Source organism: Enterobacter vonholyi (assembly GCF_008364555.1).
Taxonomy (GTDB): Bacteria; Pseudomonadota; Gammaproteobacteria; order Enterobacterales; family Enterobacteriaceae; genus Enterobacter; species Enterobacter vonholyi.
The window spans coordinates 655,738-670,877 of record NZ_VTUC01000006.1 but is presented as its reverse complement, the minus strand read 5'-3'; the positions used below and the strand labels follow the sequence as shown (position 1 = coordinate 670,877).

Here is a 15,140-nt window from a genome sequence, read left to right as displayed (position 1 = left end):
ATGAAGCGACTTAAAAACGAAATTAATTCACTGGTTAACCGTGGCGTTGACCGTCATCTTCGACTGGCGGTAACAGGATTGAGCCGCAGCGGTAAGACGGCGTTTATCACTGCGATGGTAAACCAGCTCATGAACCTGCATGCCGGGGCGCGTCTGCCGTTGCTCAGCGCGGTGCGGGAAGAACGTCTGCTGGGCGTGAAGCGCGTCCCTCAGCGCGATTTTGGTATTCCTCGTTTTACCTATGACGAAGGGCTGGCGCAGCTGTATGGCGATCCGCCCGCGTGGCCGACCCCGACGCGAGGGGTCAGTGAAATTCGTCTTGCGCTGCGTTTTCGCTCGAATGAATCCCTGATGCGCCACTTCAAGGATACCTCCACGTTGTACCTTGAAATCGTCGATTATCCCGGCGAATGGCTGCTCGACCTGCCGATGCTGGCGCAGGATTACCTCAGCTGGTCCCGCCAGATGACGGGCTTGTTGCAGGGGCAACGCGCAGGGTGGTCGGCCAAATGGCGACAGCTTTGCGAAGGACTGGACCCGCTTGCGCCAGCAGATGAAAACCGTCTTGCGGCCATTGCCGACGCATGGACGGCGTATTTGCACCAGTGTAAACAGGAAGGATTGCACTTCATTCAGCCGGGTCGCTTTGTTCTGCCGGGTGATTTAGCGGGCGCACCTGCGCTTCAGTTCTTCCCCTGGCCGGATGTGGATGGGGTGGGTGAGTCGAAGCTGGTGCAGGCCGACAGGCACACTAACGCCGGGATGCTGCGCGAGCGTTACAATTACTACTGTGAAAAAGTGGTCAAGGGATTCTATAAAAACCACTTCTTGCGATTTGATCGTCAGATTGTGCTGGTGGATTGCCTGCAGCCTCTCAACAGCGGGCCGCAGGCCTTCAACGATATGCGCCTGGCGCTGACGCAGCTGATGCAAAGTTTTCACTACGGGCAGCGGACGCTGTTCCGTCGTCTTTTCTCACCGGTGATCGACAAACTGCTCTTTGCGGCCACGAAGGCCGATCACGTCACGGTCGACCAGCATGCCAATATGGTATCGCTGCTGCAGCAGCTGGTGCAGGACGCCTGGCAAAACGCCGCCTTCGAAGGGATCGGCATGGATTGCCTTGGGCTCGCGTCCGTGCAGGCGACACAAAGCGGGCTGATTGATCTTAACGGCGAGAAAATACCGGCATTACGCGGGAACCGGCTCAGCGACGGTGAACCGCTTACCGTCTATCCGGGCGAAGTGCCTGCGCGGCTGCCGGGTCAGGCCTTCTGGCAGAACCAGGGCTTCCAGTTTGAAGCCTTCCGCCCGCAGGCAATGAGTGTCGACAGGCCTTTACCACACATCCGTCTGGATGCGGCGCTGGAGTTTTTGATTGGAGATAAATTGCGATGACGGAACCGTTAAAACCGCGCATAGACTTTACCGGAACGCTTGAGCACGACCCTCAGGAGGCGTTCAAAACCGCGCAGACGTTCAGCGGCACGCAGGCCGATAACTTTTCCCCGGCCCTGACAGAGGAGCCCGCCGTTGAGGAAGGTCCGGCAGAGGCGGTTGTGGAAGCCGCTCTGCGTCCAAAACGAAGCCTGTGGCGCAGGATGGTCACCGCCGGTCTGGCGCTGTTTGGCGTAAGCGTGGTTGGGCAGGGCGTGCAGTGGACGATGAATGCCTGGCAAACTCAGGACTGGGTCGCGCTGGGCGGATGTGCCGCAGGCGCGCTGATTGTGGGGGCGGGCATCGGGTCGGTTACCACCGAGTGGCGTCGGCTCTGGCGTTTGCGCCAGCGCGCGCACGAGCGTGATGAAGCGCGGGATCTGCTCCACAGTCACGGCACCGGCAAAGGTCGTGCCTTCTGTGAAAAGCTGGCCAGCCAGGCCGGAATCGATCAGTCGCACCCGGCGCTTCAGCGCTGGTACGCCGCCATCCATGAAACCCAGAACGATCGGGAAGTGGTGACGCTATATTCCCACATGGTTCAGCCGGTGCTGGATGCCCAGGCGCGGCGCGAGATTAGCCGTTCTGCGGCGGAATCCACCCTGATGATTGCCGTCAGCCCGCTGGCGCTGGTCGATATGGCCTTTATCGCCTGGCGTAATCTGCGCCTGATCAACCGTATCGCGAACCTTTACGGCATAGAGCTGGGTTACTACAGTCGGCTCAGGCTGTTTAAGCTGGTCCTGCTCAATATCGCGTTTGCCGGGGCGAGTGAGCTGGTGCGCGAAGTGGGAATGGACTGGATGTCGCAGGATCTGGCGGCGCGTCTTTCTGCTCGTGCCGCCCAGGGGATTGGCGCAGGATTATTGACGGCGCGTTTGGGGATTAAAGCGATGGAAGTCTGCCGTCCGCTGCCCTGGATTGACGGCGATAAGCCGCGACTGGGGGATTTCAGGCGCGAGCTGATCGGCCAGCTCAAAGAGACGCTCAATAAAAAACCGGCTCCATGAGGTTTTGTTCACTAATCGTGCTGGCTGTCAATATTTGTTGACAGCCATCTTCCCGATCACCGTGTTCTGACATATCATTTTACTGTTACTGGCTTAAAACGGTGAATTTCCCATGCGTCTTGAAGTCTTCTGTGAAGACCGTCTCGGTCTGACCCGCGAATTACTCGATCTTCTTGTTTTACGTAGCATTGATTTACGTGGCATTGAGATCGATCCTGTCGGGCGAATTTACCTCAATTTTGCCGAAATTGAATTTAATACATTCAGCAGCCTGATGGCGGAAATCCGCCGTATCGCTGGCGTTACGGATGTACGCACCATTCCCTGGATGCCTTCTGAACGTGAGCACCTGGCACTGAGCGCGCTGCTGGAGGCCATGCCTGAACCGTTCCTCTCCCTGGATTTGAAAAGCAAAGTTGAGCGCGTTAACCACGCGAGCTGCCAGCTTTTCGCGCAGAGCCAGGAGAAGCTCAGCAATCATAACGCCGCGCAGCTGATCCCCGGCTTTAACTTCCAGCGCTGGCTGGACAGCAATCCGCAGAACACGCTTAGCGAGCATGTGGTGATTAACGGGCAGAATTTCCTGATGGAGATCACGCCGGTCTATCTGAAAGGGGAAGGGAACACTCGCATGCTCACCGGGGCGGTGATCATGCTGCGCTCGACGCTACGCATGGGTCGCCAGCTGCAAAACCTCTCCAGTCAGGACGTTGGTGCGTTCAGCCAGATTATTGCCGTCAGCCCGAAAATGCGCCATGTGGTTGATCAGGCGCGTAAGCTCGCAAGCCTGACCGCGCCGCTGCTGATTACCGGGGACACCGGCACAGGGAAAGACCTCCTGGCTCATGCGGTGCATCTGGCGAGTCCGCGTGCGGCTAAGCCTTATCTGGCACTTAACTGCGCCTCTATTCCGGAAGATGCCGTTGAAAGCGAGCTGTTTGGTCACGCGCCGGAAGGTAAGAAAGGGTTCTTCGAGCAGGCTAACGGCGGCTCCGTGCTGCTGGACGAAATCGGCGAAATGTCGCCACGTATGCAGGCTAAGCTGCTGCGTTTCCTGAACGACGGAACCTTCCGCCGCGTCGGTGAGGATCACGAAGTGCATGTGGACGTGCGCGTTATATGCGCCACCCAGAAAAACCTGGTTGAACTGGTGCAAAAGGGGATCTTCCGCGAGGATCTCTATTACCGCCTCAACGTCCTGACGCTCAACATTCCGCCGCTGCGCGATTGCCCGCAGGACATCATGCCGCTTACTGAGCTGTTCGTCGCCCGCTTTGCCGACGAGCAGGGTGTGCCGCGTCCGAAGCTGTCTGCCGATCTCGGCACGGTGCTGATGCGCTACGGCTGGCCGGGCAACATTCGTCAGCTTAAAAACGCCGTCTATCGCGCGCTGACCCAGCTTGAAGGCTACGAACTGCGCCCGCAGGATATCCTGCTGCCGGATTACGACGCCGGAACGGTATCGGTAGGGGAAGAGGCGATGGAAGGTTCGCTGGACGATATCACCAGCCGTTTTGAACGCTCAGTGCTGACGCAGCTGTACCGCAGCTATCCCAGCACCCGCAAGCTGGCAAAACGCCTTGGCGTCTCGCACACCGCGATCGCGAACAAGCTGCGTGAGTACGGTTTGAATCATAAGAAAGGTGACGAATAACAAAAAAGCCTCTGCTAAGAGGCTTTTTACTTTACGTTTATTCCTTCGCCATCGGCGTGTTAACGATTTCTGTTTTTGTCTCGCCCTGAATCGACGCAATTCTGCTTTCAACCTCTTTCACCTGCTGCGGGCTGTGGAGCAGGGTGTAGGTCAGATCAAACTGCGCGCTGGCACCGGGCTGCAGCTGCTTAACCCGCTTCTGCTCACGTTCAATCGTGACGGGGTAGGCGTAACTAGTGCCCGGTTCGATGCCCGTGACGTAGCCCTGCTTCAGCGTGTCGGTGTTCTTCCATAAGGTCAGCACGGGCAGCTGGCGGGTATCAAACTGGATTGACGCGCCTTTATCTCCGGCTTTATTGACCACCGCCGCTAGGGTTTCGTGGTTATTGTCTGCCAGCGGTTTAATATTAAAGACCATCTCATCAAAGCCTTTTGTCGGCCCGGCATAGGTTTGCCAGTCGTTAACCCCCGCTTTGGCGTAGTCATTGAACGGGCTCACGCTCGCCGCAGGCGCAAGGAAACGGGCGCCTTCCTCTAGGATCGGCGTGCCGAAGTTGCTGTGATAGATGATTTGATAATCATGAGGGTAATCGGCATGGTTTGTCAGAACATCGTGCAGGCTGAACCGGTTGGTTCCGGGAACGTAGCGCAGCTCGGTCATGGTTTGCAGATCCGATTTTTTAAACGTGCTCTCTTTGATCAAACCCCGAACGCGGATCTCATGCGGAGCGGTATCCGCCACCTCAACTTCCACCTGCGATACCGGTGTATTTCCGGCCCTGCCGTGAAGGGTGTAAATTTGCCCATCTGCGGTGACCGGATGACCTGTCCACTCGTAGCCACAGCGCACCATCATCTCGTTGAAACCATCCAGCCAGCCGAGACCGTTGCGGCTTTCAAGATTGATGTAAGCCGGGTTCACGACCTCTTTAACAGGAGAATTCCAACCCAGTCGGGTGCCAAACCCTTCCACGTGCAGAAGGTTCATGCCACGGGTAGGGCTCAGGGTAATGGTCAGGCCATCTTTGCTGCTAATTATGATGACTTTGCTGCCTTCCTGTTTACCGCCGTGTAAGACTTTTTGTTCAATGCTGAACGTTTTATCCTTAACTTTCAGCTCATCACTGGAAATTTTCCAGTTTCCTTTTTCTACGCTGCTTTCAGCGCTTGTCAGCACCCAGGTTTTGGCCGCTGCATGGCCAGAAATCAGTACCGCGAGGAGCGTAAAAGCGAATTTAATCTTCATATTTAATCCTTTTTGCTGAAACGATTATTTTCTTTCGTAAGCAAATCTAATGTTTAGGCAAAAAGGGAAATGTGATGTGCTTCACTGCGGCCAAAAATAGGGAGTTTTAACGATTATTATGCGTTGTTAATCACGCTCATGTTGCATGTTGCTCATGTTATTGCATGATTAATGTGACTTGCGAGCATATTAGCTTTAACGATTCAGCTTCAGAGTAATAAAAAACCCCGCCGCGGCGAGGTTGAGAATGAGTTGTATAGAATGCTAAGGACTTATTATGCTTTTAGCACGTCCAGCGCGGCAGTGTAATCTGGCTCGGTGGTGATTTCATTAACCAGTTCGCTGAAGACAACAGTGTCGTTTTCATCAAGAACCAGTACAGCTCGTGCTGCCAGACCTTTAAGTGGGCCTTCCGCGATGCTGACGCCATATTTCTCAAGGAAATCAGCGCTGCGCAGGGTGGAGAGGGTGATGACGTTGCTCAGGCCTTCGGCACCGCAGAAACGGGACTGGGCAAACGGCAGGTCAGCGGAAATGCACAGCACAACTGTGTTGTCCATTTCAGTCGCCAGCTGGTTGAATTTACGCACGGATGCGGCACAAACACCGGTATCAATGCTTGGGAAAATGTTCAGTACTTTGCGTTTGCCCGCAAACTGAGCCAGTGTGACGTCAGACAGATCTTTAGCCACCAGAGTAAAAGCCTGCGCTTTGCTGCCAGCCTGCGGAATGGAACCTGCAACAGCAACCGGGTTGCCCTGGAAATGAACGAGTTGTGACATAGATATCTTCCTGTTTACATATAGTTAACGTCGGGGCTAGTGTATGCCATCAGCGGATAACACGGCAAACCAAATTTTTCGCCTTTCCGGGCCGCAAGGAGTCAGTGATGAGAAGCGTTAAGGTCTATGAAGAAGCCTGGCCATTGCATACCCCGTTTGTGATCTCCCGCGGCAGCCGAAGTGAAGCCAGCGTGGTCGTGGTTGAAATCGAAGAAGAGGGGTTTAAAGGCGTCGGGGAATGTACGCCTTACCCGCGCTACGGAGAAAGTCTTGCGTCGGTGATGGCGCAGATCATGACCCTTGTGCCTGACCTGCAAAAAGGTCTCACGCGTGAGTCGTTACAGCAGCGTTTGCCCGCCGGGGCGGCGCGTAACGCTATCGACTGTGCGCTCTGGAGCCTTGAAGCCGCTCAGCAGCAAAAATCGCTGACGTCCTTGCTGGGTGTGGTGCTGCCTGAGTCCGTCGTGACGGCGCAAACGGTCGTGATTGGTGAGCCGGAGCAGATGGCCGCCAGTGCGAAAGCGCTCTATGACGCCGGGGCCACGCTCTTGAAAGTGAAGCTCGACGATCGTCTGATCAGCGAGCGGATGGTCGCCATTCGCTCTGCGGTGCCCTCAGCCACGCTGATTGTTGACGCCAACGAGTCGTGGCATCCTGAAGGGCTGGCAGCGCGATGCCAGCTGTTGGCCGATCTGGGCGTGGCGATGCTGGAGCAGCCTCTGCCAGCAAAAGATGATGCGGCGCTGAAGAATTTTATCCATCCGTTGCCCGTCTGCGCGGATGAAAGCTGCCATACCCGCGAAAATTTGAGCGAGCTTAAGGGCCGCTATGACATGGTCAATATCAAGCTCGACAAGGCAGGCGGACTGACAGAAGCCCTGGCTCTGGCGGCGGAAGCCCGGGCGCAGGGGTTTGCCCTGATGCTGGGGTGCATGCTTTGCACCTCCCGGGCGATCGGCGCGGTGCTTCCGCTGGTCAATCAGGTCCGTTTCGCCGATCTCGATGGTCCGACGTGGCTGGCTGTTGACGTTTCACCGGCGCTTCATTTTACCAGCGGCGTGCTTCATCTCTGAGGCTGCCAGCGCAGAAGCTCCACCATCGCTTTTAAGTATTTTTCGCTGGCTTCGTCGGAGGAAATCGGCGGGAATTCAGCGGTGATGCAGGGCAGGCTCAAATCGGCGCACCAGCTACCAAAGGAACCTGGGGTTTCATAGCCCACGCTGGTGACGAGCGGCAGGGCGAAAGCCTGCGCCAGCCACTCGCCCAGTTCGGAGTGGCGCGGATCTTCAATACAGGCCAGCGGATCGTGGAAGGAGACAACCCATGCTGGGTGGATTTTATGGATAAGCTGGCACAGCGCCTGCGTTTCCGGCTCCGATCCGGGCTTATCTCCTGTTAGCAGCACCACGTCCCGCTCCTCGGCGGAGCTGTTCCAGCGATATACCGTTTCCCCTGCGCGCCAGTTTGCCGCCGGGAAATTACGGTTCAGGTCGATTCCTCTCGCATTCGCCCGCAATCCCAGCTGGCAGCCGTCCGGATTGACGGCAAGAATCACATGGTGACGTCGCAACGAAGGCGTCAGCGTCCTCAGCGCGCAGGAAAGCGTGACGATGGAAGAGTTCTCGTCTCCGTGCGTGCCGGCAATGATCAAACCGCTGTTGCGATCGGCATCGGGCGCCGGGAACCAGATCAGCGATGCGCCTAAAAATGAGCGGCCATATTGCTCGGCGCCCGGCGGAAAGGCGCCGCGCTCCGCTCGCGGTCGGGTGGTTGCCATACGAAATCCTGATAAAGAAGTCTCTACAGGCAGTGTTGTGCAAAACCCGCTGTTAATCAAATAGTTTCCGTGACGGCTGAGAATTGCCTCAAATCACTATTCCGGACGAAGGTATTTGCATTTCTCTGTTTCGAAACAAATAATTACGCATCTGCTTGTTACCTGAATTCACTAAAGGGGATCTTATGAAGCATCCTGTTTCGCGTCTCTGTGCTGCACTGTACCTGTGCGGACTCTCTACACTCTCGTACGCTGCTGATGTGCCACAGGGCACGGTACTGGCGCAAAAACAGGAGCTGGTCAGGCATATTAAAGACGAACCCGCTTCGCTCGATCCGGCAAAAGCGGTGGGATTACCCGAGATTCAGGTAATTCGCGATCTTTTCGAAGGGCTGGTGAATCAGAACGAGAAAGGGGAACTGACCCCTGGGGTAGCGACGCGCTGGCAGAGCAATGATAACCGTATCTGGACGTTTACCCTGCGCGATAACGCGAAATGGTCTGACGGTACGCCCGTCACCGCTCAGGATTTTGTCTACAGCTGGCAGCGCCTGGTTGACCCGAAAACCACGTCTCCGTTTGCCTGGTTTGCGGCGCTGGCAGGCATCAACAACGCGCAGGCCATTATTGATGGCAAAGCGGCGCCAGATACCCTGGGCGTGACGGCGGTGGATGCCAGAACCGTACGCGTCCAGCTGGACAAACCGCTCCCGTGGTTTAGCAACCTGACGGCGAACTTCGCCTTCTATCCGGTGCAAAAAGCGAACGTTGAAAGCGGTAAGGAGTGGACGCGTCCCGGCGCACTGGTAGGTAACGGCGCCTACGTCCTGAACGACCGCGTGGTGAATGAAAAACTGGTTGTCGTTCCGAATACGCACTACTGGGACAATGCGAACACCGTCCTGCAAAAAGTGACCTTCATTCCGATTAATCAGGAATCGTCCGCCACTAAGCGCTATCTGGCGGGGGATATTGATATCACCGAATCGTTCCCGAAAAACATGTATCAGAAACTCCTGAAGGACATTCCGGGACAGGTGTATACGCCGCCCCAGCTTGGGACCTATTACTACGCGTTTAACACACAAAAGGGGCCGACTGCCGATGCCAGGGTGCGTCTTGCGCTGAGCATGACTATCGATCGCCGCATTATGGCAGAGAAGGTGTTAGGTACCGGCGAGAAGCCGGCCTGGCATTTCACCCCTGACGTGACGGCGGGTTTCACCCCTGACCCTTCACCGTTCGAGCAGATGTCGCAGCAGGAGCTGAACGCTCAGGCGAAAACCTTGCTCCAGGCCGCAGGCTACGGTCCTCAGCGTCCGCTGAAGCTGAACCTGCTGTACAACACGTCGGAAAACCACCAGAAGATCGCCATTGCGGTGGCGTCCATGTGGAAGAAAAATCTCGGTGTGGATGTCAAACTGCAAAACCAGGAGTGGAAAACCTATATCGACAGCCGCAACACCGGCAATTTTGATGTGATCCGCGCGTCATGGGTGGGGGATTACAACGAGCCTTCGACCTTCCTGTCCCTGCTGACCTCAACCCACAGCGGCAATATCTCGCGTTATAACGATCCGGCCTACGATAAAATTATCCACCAGGCGACGCTGGAAACCACGGCGAAAGCGCGTAATACGGACTACAACATGGCGGAGAAAATCCTCATGGAGAAAGCACCTATCGCGCCAATTTATCAGTACACCAACGGTCGCCTGATTAAGCCCTGGGTGAAAGGTTACCCTATTAATAACCCGGAAGACGTGGCGTATAGCCGGACCATGTATATTGAGAAGCACTGACGAGCCCGGATTATGCGGTAACTGTCGTTAATGAGAGTACATTAAGAACTGGCGCATTTAGCGCCAGTTTCTTTATTCCAGAAAAGATGTCTGTTTTACATATAATCGCAGGGATAAATTATGACGGAAGAAAAGAAAGATAAACCCTCTTTTCCGGCAGGCTTAGGCATTATGGATAAAATCTGGGAATGGCAGTGGATTATACGCTTTATTTATATTGTCCTTTTCGCCGATCTGGCGCTGCTGGCTTACAGCGGACAGGGAGTTTTGACCTGGCCCGTACAGGTCAATAGCTGGACCGAACACCTTGGTTTCTTCTGCGTCGCGCTGGCGGCTCTGGGGCTGATAGCCACAACCCTCATGCCCTTTGTCGCCAGTATCTTCAGGCAAGTGCTGAATGAGATCATATATAGCAGCATCTTTCCGGATATTCTTCGCCCGCAGAGCGATTACGAGAGATACCCGGGTAAGGTACCCTCAAGAGAAGTCCTTGATTTAGCACTGGAAGAGAATAATCAGTTTTTACTTAATTACTATGAAAAACATGATTCAGCCTGGCGCAGTAAATTCACTGAAAGATTCAAAGTTGGCGATTTACTTTTTGGTATCCTGTTTTTCATGATACTTGATTACCATCCGCACTGGTTCAGTCACGCTCAGCATTCCTTAGCCAGCGATCTTCTTAATCTGGGTGGTGATGAGGGTTTTGTTATATTTTATATCGTCCTTATCATTATATTTAGCGCCCTGATGAATATCTGGTTCGGCAAATGGGACTGGGGAAATATTTATTATCCACCGCTGTATCGTAAAAAAGAAGAAGCTCGAAGAAAGGAGCGAGAGAGAGAAGCGCAATGGCGTCGCCAGAATGAGTAAATAATTCCCTGCTAACCAGTGCTCCATACATACTATTTTTTTGGCTTTGTCTGAGATATCGCTCCCGCCCATGCGGAGCTGGCGGGAGCAGAGGTGGGCTATTCTAACAACTTACTAAACTTCGCCAGCCACTGCGGATGCGCAGGCCAGGCGGGAGCCGTCACCAGGTTGCCGTCTACATGGGCCTGATCGATGCCGATAGTGGCGTAGTGTCCACCCGCGAGACGTACCTCAGGTGCGCAGGCCGGGTAGGCGCTACAGGTTCGTCCTTTCAGAATGCCCGCGGCAGCAAGCAGCTGCGGGCCGTGGCACACCGCAGCAATCGGCTTACGCGCGGCGTCAAATGCCTGTACCAGCTTTAACACGTCCTCATTTAGCCGCAGATACTCGGGGGCTCTCCCGCCGGGGATGAGCAGCGCGTCGTAATCCAGCTCCTTTACGGTTGAAAAATCGGCGTTGAGGGTAAAGCGGTGACCGGGTTTTTCGCTGTAGGTCTGGGCACCGTCAAAATCATGGATTGCCGTCATGATGTAGTCGCCTTTCGGTTTGTCGGGGCAGACCGCATCAACCTGATGGCCAATCATCTGCAAAGCCTGAAAAGGCACCATGGTTTCGTAATCTTCGGCGTAATCGCCAACCAGCATCAGGATCTTCTTGCTCATCATTCCTCACCTTTTTCAATAAAGATGATTAAGATATAGCCTGGCATGGCTGAATTGCCGGAAATAAAAAAGCCCGTCAGAGCACGGGCAACATAAGCAAATGAATAAATGATTCGTTATCAACGTTGTTGGAGGATAACGCCGTATATTTTACGCGGCAGTAAGACAAGCTGATACCTGACATATTCGGTAGGTGAAACAAGCGATTAAACGTGCGTTACAGTGCGTCGAAGGTCGGGTAAAGGCTATTTTCAAGGAATTCTACGAGATACCAGATCTCACCGCTAAAAATAAACCAGAAGCCAAATATAATAAGGAGCAAAATAATAAAGGTGAGTATTATTTCAGTTTTTCCCATTGCTGCTTTTACCCACCTGAAGCTAATTGATTCGAGGTGGGCATTGTAGCGGGGCTTTTCCGGATACTCCAGTTTCATGCAGCAAGGACTTTATTGCGTCCATCATTTTTAGCGCGATACAGGGCATCGTCCACACGCTTAAACAGCTCGTCAATACTCTCCCCCTGATTGTGCCGCGCCACCCCAATGCTGACGGTAAACCGCGGCAAGCCCGGAATCGTGATGTGTGCAACGGCTGCACGGATTAACTCGGCAATCTGCAGGGCGGTATCGAGAGAGGTACGCGGCAGCAGGATAACGAACTCTTCGCCACCCCAGCGGAACACCATGTCGCCCTCCCGACTACAGGCTTCCAGCGTTCGGGAAAGGGCGATAAGCACCTCATCGCCTTTCAGATGACCGAACAGGTCATTAATGTTTTTGAAATGGTCGGTATCCACCAGCAGCAGGCTAAATTGCTGCTGCGCAGGAAGTTTATTCAGGTTGCTTTGATCGGTAATTGCGTAGAACTGGCGCCGGTTGAGTAGTCCCGTCATGGAGTCACGTAACGCGGCATGTTCAAGCTCCTGCTCTAGCCTTTTTTGCTCGGTGATATCGTGGATGATGCACAGCATCAGCTTGTCGCCGTAAATCTCAATGGGCCCGGCATACGTCTGAACGTGGCGGGTGGTTCCATCGGCAAGGCGGTGAATAAAATTGAGCGGCTTATGACCACCGGGCAGCGCGGCAATCGCAGTCATAATGGGCATCACATCTCGCCCCAGCGTATTGATTTCCCAGGTATGCTTACTGCACATGTCATCATGTGAGTAACCATAAAAATTGAGTGCGGCCAGATTTGCATCGACGATTTGCCCGTCGCGGGCCGGATCGATTAACAGCATCGGGGCGCTGTTGGTCAGAAAAAAGCGCGCATAGAAACCCTGTTTTTTCCGTCGATAGGTGGCAGAACGGCTTGCCTTCAATCCTGAGAGCATTTGTTGGGAGATGCCTTCGAAAACAATCACATCTCCCCAGGGAGCGTAGTGGGCGAGCGAGAGCCGACAGCTTAACGGCGTATCCTTTCCATCCCGGTTAGCCGTCCAGATTTCGACGATCTCCTGCTCTGTTTTCAGTTCAGGTACATACATCGTCAGGAGGGTTTGCGCCCTGGCAGAATAGATCCCTTTGCGCAGGTCCTCGAGTGTTTTATCCCCCATGAGCTGCCTTGCGGCCACATTCGCAAAAATGATCTTTTCCGACACGGGTGAAACGAGCCACACGGGTGTTTTAATTACATTCAACGCATCAAAACAAGGTTGCGACATAGGCGTTTCCTGTTCATCGACAACATGTGCCTGACAAATCATGCCAGAATTGACTCGCGTGTACTCCTTTGAAACATACTCCACTTAACCCCGTCAGGCATGATTTTTTTGTGAAATAAATGCGGGGTCCGTTTGAATTTTATTAATGGGGATAATCTGTTTGTCTGAGTTTATCTGCAGCAGTAGCCACGGTACCTGTTCGGCAGGTAAGGGCCGGGAGAAAAGATACCCCTGCAGGTAATCGCAGCCGAGACGGGTGAGGACCGCCTGCTGTTCTTCCGTTTCGATCCCTTCTGCCACCACATTCATCTCCATGGTCCGGGCGATACTGATGATGGTTTCAACCAGCTTGTAGCTTTTTTCATTTTCAAGCATTGAGGTCACAAAGCTTCTGTCGATCTTGAGTTCTTTAGCCGGCAGCACGCTAAGCATCAGCAGGTTGGAATAGCCCGTACCAAAATCATCAATCGAGACGACGATCCCCGCATGATTAAACGCGTTAAGCAACTCAATGCTGCGGTCGAGATTTTTAAGCGCGGTGCTTTCCGTTACCTCCAGGATCAGACGGGACGGAGGCAGGTTATATTTTTCCAGCATTGACGAGATGATCTGGAAAATGTCCGGCTGTTCGAACTGAACGGGGGATAGGTTGAGCGACAACGTCCACTGGCTGAACCCTTGTTCAGTCCAGAAATGAAGCTGTCGGCATGCCGCTTCAATGGCCCAGTTACCTACCGGAATAATTAAACCTGTTTGTTCCAGCGAGGGGATAAACAGATTGGGCAATACAACGCCTTGCTCTGGATGCCGCCAGCGAAGAAGGGCTTCAAAACCATGAATCGTTTTCTCTCCCGCATGCCAGGTTGGCTGATACCAGAGTTCAAACTGATCCCGTTCAAGCGCCTGCGAGAGTTCCTGCAGAAAGCCGGGTTTCGCCGGGATCGCTGTTGACATCTCGGCCCGGTAAATCGCCCAGCCGTTACGGCCATCTTCCTTGACGCGGTGTAAAGCTGCATCCGCCTTGAGTTTCAGCTCATGCAGCGTTTCGCCATCCTGAGGATAGAGGCTGACGCCCGCGCTGATGGTCGTGCTTAACGTATGTCCGCATATCGACAGAGGGCGTCGTACATCTTCAAGCAGCGCGGTGACCAGGGCGCTGAGCTTGTCGTCATCACATTCAGGCACCAGCAGGATAAAGGCGTCTCCTCCCAGTCTTGCCAGGGTCATCTCACGCGTGAGCCTTGCCGTGATGCGCTGCGCGACAGCGATCAATAGCTCATCACCGACGCTGTGACCCCACGTATCGTTAACGCGTTTGAAGTGATCGACGTTCAGGAAAATAACCGCAAATGGCTTCTTGCTCAGCAGCGCGCTGCGCAGACAGTCCTGCATGCGGAGATCCATCTGGTGGCGGTTTGCGAGCCCGGTGAGCGCATCAAAACGCGCCTGCAGCTCTAGCTGACGGTTGAGCTGCTGCAGATTATCCGTCAGCCGGCTGGTGCGCCGGTGAGAATCGATAAGTGAAATGATTAACATCACGCCGAGCAGGCAGAGCGTGGTGACTGAAACCCAGATGGATAAACCCAGCTCGCCGATCCCTCCGGGGACGGCATGCGCCATTTCCTGAAATTGCGCGGCGCTCATGCCGGTATAATGCATCGCACAAATCGCGGCAGCCATAACGAAGGCCGCGATAATGCGATCGATAAAGACGCCTTTATGTTTATCGCGCAGTCGGAAAGCCAGCCACAGCGCCGTGCCTGAGGCAACAACGGCAATGACCACGGATAACCCCACAATCCGGCGATCCCAGATGATGCCGCCATCCAGCATCAGGGCCGCCATACCGATATAGTGCATAGACACCACGCCAGCGCTCAGAAGCGTCGTGGCAAAGATCAGTCGAAAAGGGGAAAGTTTTTTACCCGTGACGGCAATATTAAGCGCCGTTGTCGACGCAACCACCGCGACGCCCAGTGACGCAAGGGTTAACCAGAGGTCGTAGCTCATCATCATGGGCATTTGCATCGACAGCATGCCGATAAAGTGCATCGACCAGATGCCAATACCCAGCGTGACCCCACCGGCAATCCGCCAGAAGAGTGCAGCCTTTCGGCTGGAGAGAGGGATTTTTCCGGCGCTGTCCAGCGCCACAAATGAGGCAATAAACGCCACCAGATAAGAGATAGCGATTAACACAGGGTCCCACGATATATTGAGCATTATGCA

Annotated in this window: 13 protein-coding genes; 6 read left to right on the top strand and 7 right to left on the bottom strand. The window is 54.4% G+C overall.

The genetic code is table 11. The annotated features are described in order from the left end of the window. The 3 genes from F0319_RS11850 to tyrR all read left to right on the top strand — a co-directional run bounded on the left by F0319_RS11850 (position 1) and on the right by tyrR (position 4,101). Positions 1–1,398 (top strand): YcjX family GTP-binding protein, encoded by a 1,398-nt coding sequence (locus tag F0319_RS11850; RefSeq protein WP_149367010.1) that lies wholly within the window; start codon positions 1–3, stop codon positions 1,396–1,398. Then, positions 1,395–2,447, top strand: coding sequence for a YcjF family protein (locus tag F0319_RS11845; protein WP_136194958.1), 1,053 nt, complete (start codon positions 1,395–1,397; stop codon positions 2,445–2,447). The genes F0319_RS11850 and F0319_RS11845 overlap by 4 nt, the downstream gene beginning before the upstream one ends. 112 nt (positions 2,448–2,559) lie before the next feature. Then, complete coding sequence (gene tyrR, locus F0319_RS11840; protein WP_133294547.1) at positions 2,560–4,101, top strand: transcriptional regulator TyrR; 1,542 nt, start codon at positions 2,560–2,562, stop codon at positions 4,099–4,101. Positions 4,102–4,138: 37 nt separating this feature from the next. Here the strand turns inward: tyrR and F0319_RS11835 are convergent, their stop codons facing one another. Continuing rightward, positions 4,139–5,347: an aldose 1-epimerase family protein gene (locus tag F0319_RS11835; protein WP_149367009.1), complete on the bottom strand. Its 1,209-nt coding sequence runs from the start codon at positions 5,345–5,347 to the stop codon at positions 4,139–4,141. 275 nt (positions 5,348–5,622) lie between these two features. Continuing rightward, entirely contained in the window at positions 5,623–6,129 is a 507-nt protein-coding gene (tpx, locus tag F0319_RS11830) for a thiol peroxidase (protein WP_023335907.1), read from the bottom strand. A gap of 107 nt (positions 6,130–6,236) precedes the next feature. On the opposite strand from tpx, the gene ycjG reads away from it, so the two are divergent. After that, complete coding sequence (gene ycjG, locus F0319_RS11825; RefSeq protein ID WP_149367008.1) at positions 6,237–7,202, top strand: L-Ala-D/L-Glu epimerase; 966 nt, start codon at positions 6,237–6,239, stop codon at positions 7,200–7,202. Here the strand turns inward: ycjG and mpaA are convergent. Continuing rightward, on the bottom strand, positions 7,193–7,906 hold the full coding sequence (mpaA, locus tag F0319_RS11820; protein WP_111965078.1) for a murein tripeptide amidase MpaA: 714 nt from the start codon (positions 7,904–7,906) through the stop codon (positions 7,193–7,195). The two genes, ycjG and mpaA, sit on opposite strands and share 10 nt — an antisense overlap. Before the next feature lie 185 nt (positions 7,907–8,091). Here mpaA and F0319_RS11815 point away from each other — a divergent pair, with 185 nt between their 5' ends. Together F0319_RS11815 and F0319_RS11810 are read left to right on the top strand one after the other, a co-directional pair. Beyond that, the gene (locus F0319_RS11815) at positions 8,092–9,708 is read left to right on the top strand and encodes a peptide ABC transporter substrate-binding protein (protein ID WP_149367007.1); all 1,617 of its coding nucleotides are present in this window, start codon (positions 8,092–8,094) and stop codon (positions 9,706–9,708) included. A 120-nt stretch (positions 9,709–9,828) separates the two neighbouring features. Then, positions 9,829–10,584, top strand: a complete 756-nt coding sequence (locus F0319_RS11810) for a hypothetical protein (protein ID WP_149367006.1) — start codon at positions 9,829–9,831, stop codon at positions 10,582–10,584. A 98-nt stretch (positions 10,585–10,682) separates the two neighbouring features. On the opposite strand, the gene F0319_RS11805 is transcribed toward F0319_RS11810, so the two are convergent. From F0319_RS11805 to F0319_RS11790, 4 genes are all read right to left on the bottom strand, one after another. Further along, on the bottom strand, positions 10,683–11,246 hold the full coding sequence (locus F0319_RS11805; protein ID WP_149367131.1) for a DJ-1/PfpI family protein: 564 nt from the start codon (positions 11,244–11,246) through the stop codon (positions 10,683–10,685). Between the two features lie 217 nt (positions 11,247–11,463). Further along, positions 11,464–11,604, bottom strand: a complete 141-nt coding sequence (locus tag F0319_RS11800; RefSeq protein ID WP_143345725.1) for an Ecr family regulatory small membrane protein — start codon at positions 11,602–11,604, stop codon at positions 11,464–11,466. A gap of 74 nt (positions 11,605–11,678) precedes the next feature. Further along, positions 11,679–12,911, bottom strand: a complete 1,233-nt coding sequence (locus tag F0319_RS11795; protein WP_149367130.1) for a sensor domain-containing diguanylate cyclase — start codon at positions 12,909–12,911, stop codon at positions 11,679–11,681. 93 nt (positions 12,912–13,004) lie between these two features. Then, positions 13,005–15,134, bottom strand: a complete 2,130-nt coding sequence (locus F0319_RS11790) for a putative bifunctional diguanylate cyclase/phosphodiesterase (protein WP_149367005.1) — start codon at positions 15,132–15,134, stop codon at positions 13,005–13,007. Between the last annotated feature and the right edge of the window lie 6 nt (positions 15,135–15,140).

Coding starts and splice junctions, on each gene's coding strand:
- tyrR (WP_133294547.1), top strand. CDS start 2,560: ATGCGTCTTGAAGTCTTCTGTGAAGACCGTCTCGGTCTGACCCGCGAA.
- F0319_RS11850 (WP_149367010.1), top strand. CDS start 1: ATGAAGCGACTTAAAAACGAAATTAATTCACTGGTTAACCGTGGCGTT.
- F0319_RS11805 (WP_149367131.1), bottom strand. CDS start 11,246: ATGAGCAAGAAGATCCTGATGCTGGTTGGCGATTACGCCGAAGATTAC.
- F0319_RS11800 (WP_143345725.1), bottom strand. CDS start 11,604: ATGGGAAAAACTGAAATAATACTCACCTTTATTATTTTGCTCCTTATT.
- F0319_RS11835 (WP_149367009.1), bottom strand. CDS start 5,347: ATGAAGATTAAATTCGCTTTTACGCTCCTCGCGGTACTGATTTCTGGC.
- F0319_RS11815 (WP_149367007.1), top strand. CDS start 8,092: ATGAAGCATCCTGTTTCGCGTCTCTGTGCTGCACTGTACCTGTGCGGA.
- F0319_RS11845 (WP_136194958.1), top strand. CDS start 1,395: ATGACGGAACCGTTAAAACCGCGCATAGACTTTACCGGAACGCTTGAG.
- tpx (WP_023335907.1), bottom strand. CDS start 6,129: ATGTCACAACTCGTTCATTTCCAGGGCAACCCGGTTGCTGTTGCAGGT.
- F0319_RS11795 (WP_149367130.1), bottom strand. CDS start 12,911: ATGTCGCAACCTTGTTTTGATGCGTTGAATGTAATTAAAACACCCGTG.
- F0319_RS11810 (WP_149367006.1), top strand. CDS start 9,829: ATGACGGAAGAAAAGAAAGATAAACCCTCTTTTCCGGCAGGCTTAGGC.
- mpaA (WP_111965078.1), bottom strand. CDS start 7,906: ATGGCAACCACCCGACCGCGAGCGGAGCGCGGCGCCTTTCCGCCGGGC.
- F0319_RS11790 (WP_149367005.1), bottom strand. CDS start 15,134: ATGCTCAATATATCGTGGGACCCTGTGTTAATCGCTATCTCTTATCTG.
- ycjG (WP_149367008.1), top strand. CDS start 6,237: ATGAGAAGCGTTAAGGTCTATGAAGAAGCCTGGCCATTGCATACCCCG.